Origin of the sequence: Amphiplicatus metriothermophilus (assembly GCF_900199215.1) — a bacterium.
GTDB classification, from domain to species: domain Bacteria; phylum Pseudomonadota; class Alphaproteobacteria; order Caulobacterales; family Parvularculaceae; genus Amphiplicatus; species Amphiplicatus metriothermophilus.
Map to the genome: position 1 here is coordinate 272735 of NZ_FZQA01000002.1, position 11851 is coordinate 284585.

Genomic DNA, 11851 nt, shown 5'->3' on the forward strand with positions numbered 1-11851 from the left:
AATCTTTACGGCAGATATAGAGGTTCGGGTCGATGAACAAAGGCTTTGCGCTCGCGCTTTTCGCCGCATCCGCCGCGCTGGCGGCCGGCTGCGCCTCCGACCGGTCACGCGCCGCGCGCGAGCGCAATCCCGCGCCTTGCCCGAACGTCGTGGTGCTGGCCGACGCGGCCCGCGCCATAGAATTCGACGGCGAGCAGACCCTCGAAAACGTCGCCTATACGGCCGAGATTCTGGGCGTCGATCTCGCCTGCCGGTACTACGCCGACAAGCCGATCGACGCGAGCCTGACGGTGGATTTCGCCTTCGGGCGCGGCCCGAAAGGGGCAGAGCGCAAGCACGCCTTCACTTATTTCGTGGCGGTCACGCGCAAGGATCTCGAGGTGATCGAGAAGGCCGAATTTACGATCCCAGTCGAGTTCGACGACAACCGCCCGGTGCGGCTGGCGGAGGAGAAGATCCGCAAGATCGTGATTCCCCGGGCGGGCGAGAACACTTCCGGCACGAATTTCGAGGTCGTCGTCGGCTTCGCGCTGACGCCCGAGCAGGCGATCTTCAACCGCTCCGGCAAGAGCCTGAAGTTCCCGAATCTGCAATGACGCTCACCCTGACCGACGAGCTGTCTGCGATCGTCGGGGCGGCGTTCGCGAAGGCCGGACTCGATCCGGCCCTGGGCCGCGTGCGCCCCTCCGACCGGCCGGATCTGGCGCCGTTTCAGTGCAACGGCCCGCTGGCGGCGGCCAAGGCGGCGAAGAAGAACCCCCGCGCCCTGGCCGAGACCGTCGCCGGCGGGCTCAAAGCTCATCCGGCGTTCGAAAGCGTCGCGGTCGCGGGGCCCGGCTTCATCAATCTCACGCTGCGCGACGCCTTTCTGGCCGAAAAGCTCGACGCTCTGGCGGGCGATTCAGGCTGCGGCGGCTGGCGCAAGGATGAAGCGGAGACGATCGTCATCGACTATGGCGGGCCGAACGTCGCCAAACCGCTCCATGTCGGCCATCTGCGCTCGGCGATCATCGGGGAGTCGCTGAAGCGGCTGTTCCGCTTCGCCGGGGATGCGGTCTACGCCGACGTGCATCTGGGCGACTGGGGCCTGCCGATGGGCCAGCTCATCGCCGAGCTCAGGCGGGAAAGGCCCGATCTGCCGTTTTTCGATCCTGCGTTTGACGGGCCGTATCCGGAAAAACCTGTCGTCGCTCTGGAAGATCTCGAACGGCTCTATCCGCAGGCCTCCGCCGCCTGCAAGGCCGACCCCGCCCGCGCGGAGGAGGCGCGCCAGGCCACCGCCGAACTGCAGGCCGGCCGCGCGGGCTATCGGGCGCTGTGGCGCCAGTTCGTGGAGGTCTCGCGCGCCGCGATCGAGCGGGAATACGCCGATCTCGGCGTTTCCTTCGACTGGTGGAAGGGCGAATCCGACGCCGATCCGTTCATCCCGGAACTGGCGCAGATGCTGCGCGCGCAGGGGCTGACCGAAATCAGCGACGGGGCGGAGATCATCCGCGTGGCGCGCGAGGGCGACGCCAGGGAGGTCCCCCCGCTCATCCTGTTCAAGTCGGACGGCAGCGTCCTTTACGGCACCACCGATCTGGCGACCATTCTGGAGCGCAAGCGGGCCGTCGATCCGGCGCGCATTCTCTATGTGGTCGATCAGCGCCAGGCGCTGCATTTCGAGCAGGTCTTTCGCGCCGCCGACCGGGCGGGGCTGTTCCCGCTCGACCGGCTCGAACATCTCGGCTTCGGCACGATGAACGGCAAGGACGGCCGGCCTTTCAAGACCCGCGAAGGGGGCGTCCTCAAGCTGCGCGATCTCATCGACATGGTCGACGCGCGCGCGCGCGAGCGGCTCGCCGAAGGCGGCCTGGCGGAGGGCTATCCGGAGGAAGAGGTCGCCGACATCGCCCGCAAGGTCGGCGTCGCGGCGCTCAAATTCGCCGACCTGTCGAGCCCGCGCACGACGGATTACGTCTTCGACCTCGACCGCTTCATGGCCTTCGAGGGCAGGACCGGCCCGTATCTTCTTTACGCCAGCGTGCGCATCCGCTCGGTGCTGCGCAAGGCCGCCGAGCGCGGGGCGGGCGCGCCAGGTCCCATTCGCATCGTCGCGCCGGAAGAGCGCGACCTTGCGCTCGCGCTTCTGGCGTTCGGCGACGCGACGCGCCTGGCCTTTGAGAAGCGGATGCCGCATTTCCTGTGCGAGCACGCCTTCGGCCTGGCGCAGGCGTTTTCGAAATTTTACGCCGCCTGCCGCATCGCCGACGAATCGGACGCCGCAACGCGCGCCTCGCGCCTGAGCCTTGCGGCCGCCGTCGGGCGCCAGCTCGACCGCGCGCTCGATCTGCTGGGCATAGCCGTCCCCGAGCGGATGTAACCCTTTTTCAACACCCTGCAGGAAAAGCGACGCGGCGGCGCTCGCCCGGAAGCGGCGTCCGGCGCGCCGTGCGAATTTACCATGTTGAGAATCCTGGGAAAGATTCCCACAGCCGCGCCCTTCCGTCCGGCGTTGCGACATTACGCCTTCGCAAATGCAAAAAGAACGGAAGGCTTTGTCACAGCGCTGTTATTTTTAATGTTTAGGCCAGCGCCGTCGCCGCGCGTGACGGCTCAGCGCGTCGGCGTTCAGCGTTTTCTCATCTACTTGGGGATATCCAAATGACATTATCCAGACTGCTCCACGCGAGCGTCGCATCGGTCGCGCTGACGACGGCGTTTGCGACCGTGGCTACGCCTGTTCTCGCTCAGCAGACCGACTCCGGCATTCGCGGCGTCGTGGTCGACGCAAATGGCGCGCCTGTACGCGGCGCCGAAGTGGTGATCGTCCACGAACCGTCCAACACGACGTCGCGCGCGACGACCAGCGGCTCCGGCGCCTTCTCCGGCCGGGGGCTGCGCGTAGGCGGTCCGTACTCGATCACCGTAACGGCGCCGGGCTATGAGGCCGAAACGCTGGGGGGCGTGTATCTCGAACCGGGGTCCGACCAGCGCCTCACGATCAATCTCGCGCGCCTCCAGGCGTCGGACGAAATTCTCGTCGTCGGCCGTCCCAGAGCCCGCGTCGATCTCAACAACGGCGCCGGCTCGGCCTTCGACTCGCGCTCCATCCAGAACCAGCCTTCGACGACGCGCGATCTCGTCGACACGCTTTTGCGCGATCCGCTGGTGAACAAGGGCGCCGGCACGGGCGTCATTTCCGTCGCGGGGGTCAATCCGCGCTATAACGCGCTCGCCATCGACGGCGTGCTGCAAGGCGACGATTTCGGCCTTTCGAGCTCCATCTACGCCACCAGCCGTTCGCCGATCTCGCTCGACGCGGTCGAAGCGGCGTCCGTCGTCGCTTCCGACTATTCGGTCGAATCGCAAGGCTTTCAGGGCGGCCTCATCAACGTCGTGACCAAGTCCGGCACGAACGACCTCACAGGCAGCGCCTATTACTATCGTTCGGGTACGGATTTCGTCGGCGAGCTTTCCGACGGCGTGCTCGTGCCGGCCAGCGATTTCAAGGAGCGCGAATACGGCTTCTCGGTAGGCGGCCCGATCATCCGCGACAGGCTCTTTTTCTTCCTGAGCTTCGAGGACTTCGAAACCTCGTCGCCTGCGAACTTCACCGGCGCCGACCAGCAGAACCAGATTCTGAACGCCGAGCAGCTTTTCTCGGCGCTTAACGACGTGATTCTCTCCGGCACGGGCTTCGACGCGGGCGGTCGCCCGACCTCGACGGCGATTCCGGAGACGTCCCGGCGCTGGCTCGGCAAGATCGACTGGAACATCAACGACGATCACCGGCTCGAGGCGAGCTATCAGCGCACCCGCGAGACCGATACGTCGATTTCGTCGCTCAGCTTCACGTCGGCCTGGTACGACACGCCGGTCGAGCTCGATTCCTATGCGGGCGCTCTCTACTCCGACTGGACGGACAAGCTGTCGACCACATTGCGCGTCGGCTACAAGGACTTCATGCGCGGACAGATCTGCCGGGCCGGCACGGATTTCGGCGAGATCCAGATGCGCCTCACCGGCGCCGAGCTGCTCGCCAATCCGGCCTTCGCCGGCGCGATCGATCCGAGCGCGTCGGAGCTGACGTTCATCGCCGGCTGCGACCGTTTCCGCCACGGCAACGAGTTCGACGACGAGCGCCTGCAGGTGTTCGCCTCAGCCGATTACGAGCTCGACGATCACCTGATTACGTTCGGCGGGGAGTTCGAACGTTATCAACTGCGCAACCTGTTCCTGTCGGACTCGAACGGCACGTTCATCTATGACGATCTGACCGAGCTGCTCAGCGGGAACGGCGTGACCGTCACCTACCGCAACGTCGTGACCAACAACAAGGACGATGCGGCGGCCGAATGGGGCCTCAATAAAATCTCGCTGTTCGTCCAGGACGACTGGCAAGTCACGTCGAACTTCGCCGTGAACGCCGGCGTCCGCTACGAGCGCTATCTGCAGGACGACACGCCGCCGGAACGGCAGGACTTCCTCGCCGCTTTCGGCCGGACGAACACGGACAATCTCGGCGGGATCGACATCATACAGCCGCGCATCGGCTTCAACTGGACGCCGCTCGACCGCACGACGGTGACGGGCGGTTTCGGCCTGTTCTCGGGCGGCAACCCGCAGGTATGGGTGTCGAACGCCTTCCAGCCGCAGATTTTCGCCGTCAGCGATACGTTGAACGGCGTCGATCCGGCGGTCGTGCCGCAATCGCTCATCGATCAGGTCGCGGCCTCCGACCCGACGACGCCGACCTTCATCGATACGATCTCGCCGGATTTCAAGATTCCCTCGCAATGGAAGGGGTCGGTGCGCGTCGCGCAGGAGTTCGATCTTAAATTCGGCGGAATCGATCTTGGCTCGGATTATGTGTTCGTGATCCAGTATCTGTACGCCAGGATCAAGGACGACTTCGTCTGGCGCAACATCGCTCAGACCGATCTCGGCCTGCCCGTCGGCGTCGCGCCTGACGGCCGGCCGATCTACTCGAACCTGCAGGCGCTCGGCGTCAACAACGCCATCGAGCTCGGCAATGCCGACGGGGGGCGGAGCCATATCCTGTCCGTCCAGCTCGCCAAGCAGTATGAGAACGGCTTCAACTTCGACGTTTCCTACGCCTTCCAGGATGTCGACAGCGTGACGCCGGGCACGTCTTCGCGGGCGGTCTCGAACTGGCGCTCGCTCGTCACGTTCGACCGCAATGATCCGGAAGTCGGAACCGCGCCGTTCGAGACCCGGCACGCTTTCAACATCAATCTCGGTTACGAGAAGGAGTTCTTCCGGGATCTGACGACGCGGTTCGATCTGTTCGGCGTCATCACCTCGGGCGATCCGTTCAGTTATACTTTCGACGTTTCCTCGTCGAACCCGCTGTTCGGACGCGCGGGCAACTTCGAATCGCCGTTCGACAACGATCTGCTCTACATTCCGACGATGTCGGGCGGCGCGTCGACCGACTCCCGGGTCGTCTTCGCTTCCGGCTTCGACGGCGCGGCGTTCGAGAACTTCATCGAACAGCACGGCGTCGGACAGGGAAGCATCTTCGACAAGAACAGCGTGCGCGGAAGCTGGAACCAGCTCTGGAACTTCCGCTTCCAGCAGGACCTGCCTTTCGTCGGCGATTTCGGCGTGCCGGCGCTTGAAGGCAACCGCATGAAGTTCGTCGTCGACATCTTCAACGTGCTCAACCTCGTCAACGACAAGTGGGGCGCGCGTTTCGATGCGCCTGGATTCGACACGCAAGGCGTCGTCATCGCCGACATCGTGAGCGCGGCCGATGTCGCGGCGAACGGGATCGACGGCGCGACGGCGTTGACGGGCAATGATCCGGCTACGGTCTGTCAGAGCGAAGGCGATTGCGTCTATCGCTTCAACACTTTCCGGAGCTTCCCGTCGAGCTTCCCGAGCCTGTCGGACTCCGTCTACCGCATCCGCGTGGGTCTGCGTTACGAGTTCTAGAACCGCGCCATGCGCAAAAGGAAAGGGCGGCCCCGCGGGGCCGCCCTTTTCGTTCGCCGGTTCGCAGAAGCCTTTTCAGACGCCGATGAGCCGATAAAAGCGCGCCTCCATCTGGGGATCGGCATGGAAGACGCCGGTGAGCGTCTGCGTGACGCAGGCGACGTCAGTCTTGCGCACGCCGCGGGTCGAGATGCACTGATGCTCGGCCTCGATGCGCACCGCGACGCCGCGCGGGGCGAGCGCGGTCTCGATCGCGGTCGCGATCTGGCTGGTCAGCGTCTCCTGGCTTTGCAGCCGGCGCGCATAGGCGTCGACGACCCGCGCGAGCTTGGAGATGCCGACCACCCGGTCGGACGGCAGATAGGCCACATGCGCGACGCCGATGATCGGCTGGATGTGATGCTCGCAATGGCTTTCGAGCCGGATGTTCTTCATCAGAACGATGTCGTTATAGCCGTCGACCTCCTCGAAGGTTCGCGAGAGAATCGCGACCGGATCTTCGGCGTAGCCGGAGAGAAACTCTTCATAGGCGTCGACGAAGCGGCGCGGCGTGTCGACGAGCCCTTCGCGCAAAGGATCCTCGCCGAAATAGGCGAGGAGGGTGCGCACGGCTTCCTCGGCCTCCTGCCGCCCCGGGCGGGGCCGCTCGTCCGGCGCCTTCAGGGCGGTGACCTTCTCGACTGACATTTACGCCTCCTTGATCGCGCGGACGAGATTGGCGAGCTCTATGGCGGCCAGGGCGGCCTCCGCGCCCTTGTTGCCGGCCTTGGTTCCGGCGCGCTCGATCGCCTGTTCGATTGTGTCGACCGTCAGCACGCCGAAGGTTACGGGCGTTCCCGTATCATGGGCGACGGCGGCGACGCCTCTCGCCGCCTCGCCGGCCACGTAATCGAAATGCGCCGTCGCGCCGCGAATGACGCAGCCGAGCGCGACGATCGCGGCGTAGCGGCCGGTCTCGGCGAGCCTGCGGGCGAGGAAGGGAAGCTCGAACGCGCCGGGCGCGATCGCGTGGTCGATATCTCCCTCGGCGACGCCGTGGCGCGCGAGCGCGTCCTTCGCGCCGGCGACGAGGCGCTCGACGATGAAATCGTTCCAGCGGGTCGAGGCGAGGGCGATCTTGAGTCCTGCGCCGTTCATGTGGCCTTCAAAAAGATGACTCATGCAAAACTCCGTATGCGTCTTAATACCGCTCGTCCGGACGAAAGCCGGGGCGTGGGTCCGGCTCGATTGCGTATCCCGGCCGCCGCCGGGACGAGCGGGGGAAAGGCCGCTCCTTTATTCCCTTCACCCTGCGGCCCTGAGCCCGCTCCGTCCGGTCTCGCGCGCGCGGCGATAGTCCTGAAGCGCCTTCACCGTGACGATCTTCAGCCCGTGCCGGGCGGCGAAGCGTTCGAGATCGGGCAGGCGGGCCATCGTGCCGTCGTCGTTCATGATCTCGCAGATCATCGCCGCCGGCGTGAGGCCGGCGAGGCGGGCGAGATCGACGCTCGCCTCGGTCTGGCCGCCGCGCTCAAGCACGCCGCCGTCGCGCGCGCGCAAGGGAAACACATGGCCCGGCGTGACGATGTCGCCGGGGCCGGCTTCGGGGTCGATCAGCGTGCGCATGGTATGCGCCCGGTCGAAGGCGGAGATGCCGGTGGTCACGCCGCGCGCGGCCTCCACCGACACGGTGAAAGCGGTGCCGAAGCGCGCGCCGTTCTTCTCCGCCGGGGCCATCATCGGCAGGCGGAACTTGTCGATCAGACGGCCGGCCATGGCGCAGCAGATGAGCCCGCGGCCTTCCTTCGCGCAGAAATTCACCGCTTCGGGCGTGATGAAATCGGCGGCGAGCGCGAGGTCGCCTTCGTTTTCTCGGTCTTCGTCATCGACGATGATGACGAACCGGCCTGTCTTGAAGGCGGCGATCGCCTCGGAAACGCTTGCGATCGGCATCAGCGCGCTCCTTCCGTGATGAAACCGTGTTCGGCGAGAAACTCGCGGGAGACGCCGCCGCCCGCGTCGCGGGCGATAAGGCGCTCGACATATTTCGCGAGGATGTCGACTTCGAGATTGACGCGCTCGCCGGGCTGCTTGCGCGGGAGGGCGAGCTTTTCCCGGCTGTAGGCCACGAGGGTGACGTCGAACCAGTCCGCGCCCGTATGAACCACGGTGAGCGACGCGCCGTCGACGGCGATATAGCCCTTCGGGACGATATAGCGCATGAGGGCGGGCGGGGCGCCCACCGTCATCCACAGCGCGTCCTCGTCGGGGCGAAACCCCTTGACGACGCCGGTTCCGTCCACATGCCCCTGCACGTAATGGCCGCCGAGACGGGTCGAGGGCAGGACGGCGCGTTCGAGATGCACGGGCGCGCCGGGGCGCAGGTCCGCAAGATTGGTCTTCGCGCGGGTCTCCGGCGCGAGGCCGAAGGAGAAGCTGTCGGCGTCGAAATCGGTCACGGTGAGGCACGCGCCGTTGACCGCGATGGAATCGCCGCGCTTCACGCCTTCAAGCGTCTCGCGCGCGCCGACCGCAAGCGCATAGCCGCTTCCCTGGCGGGAGACGTCGCGGACGGTCCCGATCTCCTCTACGAGGCCGGTGAACATGCGCGCTCCTGCGGTTTGCGGACGAGACCGCGGATCATCAGATCGGGCCCGAGCCGTTCGGTCTCGACCTCGGCGAGGCGGGTCGCGTCGGCGAGCCGGGCCGCGCCCGCGCCGGCGACAGGAGTCCTGCCGGCGCCGCCGATGATGACCGGCGCGACGAAGGCGCAGACTTCGTCTATCAGGCCGCCGTCGAAAAACGAGCCGAGAACCGCGCCGCCGCCCTCGACCAGCACGCTGCAAAGCCCCCGCTTTCTCAGCGTCCGGAGCAACTCGTCGATGTCGACGCGTCCCTTCCCGTCCGCCGGCAGGACGAGAACGTCGACGCCTAGCTCCTCATAGGCCGCGCGGCGGGCTTTCGGCGCGGCCGCCGTCGTCGCCAGAACCGCGCCGCGCCCGCCGCGATCATAGACGAGCGCGCCGGGCGGGGTGCGGCCTTTCGAGTCGACGACGACGCGCAGGGGCTGGACGGGCGCGACTTCCGGCAGGCGCACGGTGAGGGCGGGATCGTCCGCGATCACCGTATCGGCGCCGACGAGCACGGCGTCGACCGACCGGCGCAGGCCGTGCGCCCGTTCGCGCGCGAGCGGACCGGTGATCCATTTGCTTTCCCCGCCGGGGGTCGCGATCTTGCCGTCGAGGCTCGTCGCGAATTTGGCGATCACATAGGGGCGCGGGCTCTTGAGCGAATGCAGCCAGAAGCGCAGCAGCGCGCGCGCCTGCGTTTCGCAAACGCCGGCGCGCACGTCGACGCCTTCGGCCTTCAGACGCGCCGCGCCGCCGGCGGCGAGGGGATTCGGATCGGCGACGGCGTAGACGACGGCGTCCGCGCCGCTTTTCAAAATCGCATCGACGCAGGGCGGCGTGCGCCCGTGATGATTGCAGGGCTCGAGGGTGACATAGACGGTCGCGCCGCGCGCCTTCGCTCCGGCGGCCTTCAGCGCCATCGCCTCGGCGTGATCGGTTCCAGGACCGTCATGCCAGCCTTCGCCGACGATCGCGCCGTCCTTTGCGACGACGCAGCCGACAGGCGGATTGGGCGAGACCCGGCCTTCGCCCTTGCGGGCGAGCTCGAGGGCGCGAAGCATGAAACGCCGGTCGTCGGCCATAAAAAACGTCCCGAGTCTTGCGATCTTCGGGACGACAGCACGCCGGACAGCTTGCGCAACCCCGCCACGCGTCAGGCATGGCGTACGGCGCAGGCTCGCACGGCCTGCCGGACCTTCTCTCATCCGGACTGTCACCGTCGGCGCTGGGATCGCACCAGCTCCTGCTCTGCGAGGCCCCTGGCGCTCTCGCCCTGGGCTTCGCTCGGCTCGCGGGCTCGTCGGCCGGCTTTCGCCTGGCCGCATCACCGCCGGTGGGGACTTTCACCCCGCCCCGAAGATCCTTCTCGCGGATTGAACCGCGTTTGCTATATAGCCCGCGCCCGCGGCCCGTTCAATGGCGCGCGGCAGCCCGCTCTCCGGAGGTTCGATGCTCTCATTCCGCCGCCAGCCCGCCGAATGGTCGCCTCACGCCGCGGTATGGATCGGCTGGCCGAGCGCGGCCGATCTGTGGAAAGACGATCTCGACCCCGCCCGCCGCGAGGTGGAAGGCCTCGTCCGCGCCGTCGCCTTCCCCGCCGGCGCGGCGGGCCCGCGCGGCGAGCGCGTCGAGCTCGTCCTGCGCGGGGCGGAGGCCCGGGCGGCCGCCGAGGCGATGCGCGCCCGTCTGCCTGAGCCCGACATGGTCCGGCCGCGCGAGGCGCCCATCGGCGATATCTGGCTGCGCGACACCGGGCCCGTTTTCGTGAAGGACGAGGCCGGCCGGCTCGCCGCCAGCGCCTTCCGCTTCAACGGCTGGGGCGGGAAGTACGAACTCGCCGAGGACGATCGCATCGCCGACATCGTCGCGGCCATGGCGAACGTCCGCCTGCGCCGCTTCGAAGGGCTGGTCGCGGAAGGCGGCGCGATCGAGGTCGACGGGGAGGGAACCGTCATCACCACGCGCCAGTGCCTGCTCAATCCGAACCGCAACCCCGGCGCGCCTGAGGGCGAAATCGAGGCCGTCCTCAAGGCCGCCGTCGGCGCGGAAAAGACGATCTGGCTCGACGAAGGCCTCGCCGGCGATCACACCGACGGACATGTGGACAATATCGCCCGTTTCGTCGCGCCCGGAAAGGTCGTCTGCATGCGGCCGACCGGCTCTGACGATCCGAATGCGGACGTTCTGAACGCCATCCGCAAGACTCTCGCCGCCGCGACGGACGCGGCGGGCCGCCGGCTCGAGGTGATCGAGATTCCCTCTCCGGGCCGGGCGCTGATCGACGGCGCGCCGGTTCCCGCAAGCCACATGAACTTCTACATCGCCAACGAGTCGCTCGTGCTGCCGACCTATGGGCGGCTGACGGGCGAGGAAGCGGCGGCGGAAGAAGCGGCGGCTATACTGAGAAGCCTCGCCGTTCGCAAGGATGTCGTCACGGTCGATTCGTCGGCGCTGCTGACCGGCGGCGGCTCGTTCCACTGCATCACCCAGCAGCAGCCGGCGTGACGGCCGGTCGCTCGGTCGCGCCATCCGTCTTGCGCGCCGGTCAGTCGCCGCCCCACAGTTTTTCGATGCGCCAGTCGCGGCCGCAGGCGGCGCGGTAATACCGATAGCGGCGCGGATTCTTTTTGTAATAATCCTGATGATAATCCTCCGCGCGCCAGAATCGCGTCCGGTCGCGGATGGGCGTGACGACAGGCGCGCCAAGGATTTCCGCCGCCTCGTTCTTCGCCGCCTCGGCCGCGGCGCGCTCTTGCGCGTTCGCGACGAAGATCGCCGTCGTGTAGGAATGGCCGCGGTCGCAGAACTGTCCGCCGTCGTCCAGCGGATCGATATGGCGGAAGAAATAATCGACCAGCGCCCGGTAAGAGACGCTCCCGGGATCGTAGCGCACCTCCACCGCCTCCACATGGCCCTCATGATTGCGATAGGTCGGGTTCGGACGCTCCCCGCCCGCATAGCCGGAGACCGCTTCGATCACGCCGGGCAGCTTTTCGAAATCCGCCTCCACGCACCAGAAGCAGCCGCCGGCGAACACGGCCGCGCGGGTCGCATCTTCATCGGGCCTTTGCGCGCCCCCTGCGGGGGCGACGGCGGCGAGGAGAAGAGCGAGGAAGCCGAAAAGGGCGCGGTTCATGGAGCCTCCGTGCGTTTGCCCGGCCCAGCATACGCTTCTCCCGGCCGGCGCGCGCCTCACGAGGCCGTCAGCCGTCGCGCCGGGGGCGCTCGCGTGGATTTGTCAGGCGCGGCGGGGCGCGCTATCGAACGGGGTCGGCCCGCCCGCGGGCCGGTCTTTCCGCACA

At 67.0% G+C, this 11851-nt stretch carries 10 protein-coding genes and 1 riboswitch; of the genes, 4 read left to right on the forward strand and 6 right to left on the reverse strand.

Annotated features, from left to right (window positions below; translation table 11 throughout):
• Nucleotides 1-32 precede the first annotated feature (32 nt).
• From CHB64_RS06020 to CHB64_RS06030, 3 genes are all read left to right on the forward strand, one after another.
• Entirely contained in the window at nucleotides 33-596 is a 564-nt protein-coding gene (locus CHB64_RS06020; RefSeq protein WP_089411699.1) for a hypothetical protein, read from the forward strand.
• The gene (gene argS / locus CHB64_RS06025) at nucleotides 593-2362 is read left to right on the forward strand and encodes an arginine--tRNA ligase (protein ID WP_089411700.1); all 1770 of its coding nucleotides are present in this window, start codon (nucleotides 593-595) and stop codon (nucleotides 2360-2362) included. Before CHB64_RS06020 ends, argS begins: the two co-directional genes overlap by 4 nt.
• A gap of 281 nt (nucleotides 2363-2643) precedes the next feature.
• The gene (locus CHB64_RS06030; RefSeq protein WP_089411701.1) at nucleotides 2644-5940 is read left to right on the forward strand and encodes a TonB-dependent receptor; all 3297 of its coding nucleotides are present in this window, start codon (nucleotides 2644-2646) and stop codon (nucleotides 5938-5940) included.
• 75 nt (nucleotides 5941-6015) lie between these two features.
• Here CHB64_RS06030 and folE read toward each other — a convergent pair whose 3' ends face one another.
• The 5 genes from folE to ribD form a co-directional block, all read right to left on the reverse strand.
• Nucleotides 6016-6627 carry a GTP cyclohydrolase I FolE gene (folE, locus tag CHB64_RS06035; protein ID WP_089411702.1) on the reverse strand — a complete coding sequence of 204 codons (612 nt, stop codon included), beginning with the start codon at nucleotides 6625-6627 and terminating at the stop codon, nucleotides 6016-6018.
• Nucleotides 6628-7101, reverse strand: a complete 474-nt coding sequence (gene ribH, locus CHB64_RS06040; protein WP_089411703.1) for a 6,7-dimethyl-8-ribityllumazine synthase — start codon at nucleotides 7099-7101, stop codon at nucleotides 6628-6630. It lies immediately after the preceding gene.
• A gap of 123 nt (nucleotides 7102-7224) precedes the next feature.
• Nucleotides 7225-7872: a 3,4-dihydroxy-2-butanone-4-phosphate synthase gene (gene ribB, locus CHB64_RS06045; protein WP_089411704.1), complete on the reverse strand. Its 648-nt coding sequence runs from the start codon at nucleotides 7870-7872 to the stop codon at nucleotides 7225-7227.
• Nucleotides 7872-8525 (reverse strand): riboflavin synthase, encoded by a 654-nt coding sequence (locus CHB64_RS06050; protein WP_089411705.1) that lies wholly within the window; start codon nucleotides 8523-8525, stop codon nucleotides 7872-7874. The genes ribB and CHB64_RS06050 overlap by 1 nt, the downstream gene beginning before the upstream one ends.
• On the reverse strand, nucleotides 8507-9631 hold the full coding sequence (gene ribD / locus CHB64_RS06055; RefSeq protein ID WP_089411706.1) for a bifunctional diaminohydroxyphosphoribosylaminopyrimidine deaminase/5-amino-6-(5-phosphoribosylamino)uracil reductase RibD: 1125 nt from the start codon (nucleotides 9629-9631) through the stop codon (nucleotides 8507-8509). The genes CHB64_RS06050 and ribD overlap by 19 nt, the downstream gene beginning before the upstream one ends.
• 107 nt (nucleotides 9632-9738) lie before the next feature.
• A riboswitch (FMN riboswitch) is annotated at nucleotides 9739-9914 on the reverse strand.
• An 84-nt stretch (nucleotides 9915-9998) separates the two neighbouring features.
• On the opposite strand from ribD, the gene CHB64_RS06060 reads away from it, so the two are divergent.
• Complete coding sequence (locus CHB64_RS06060; protein WP_089412012.1) at nucleotides 9999-11054, forward strand: agmatine deiminase family protein; 1056 nt, start codon at nucleotides 9999-10001, stop codon at nucleotides 11052-11054.
• A 40-nt stretch (nucleotides 11055-11094) separates the two neighbouring features.
• Here the strand turns inward: CHB64_RS06060 and msrA are convergent, their stop codons facing one another.
• Complete coding sequence (gene msrA, locus CHB64_RS06065; protein WP_089411707.1) at nucleotides 11095-11685, reverse strand: peptide-methionine (S)-S-oxide reductase MsrA; 591 nt, start codon at nucleotides 11683-11685, stop codon at nucleotides 11095-11097.
• Nucleotides 11686-11851: the final 166 nt, after the last annotated feature.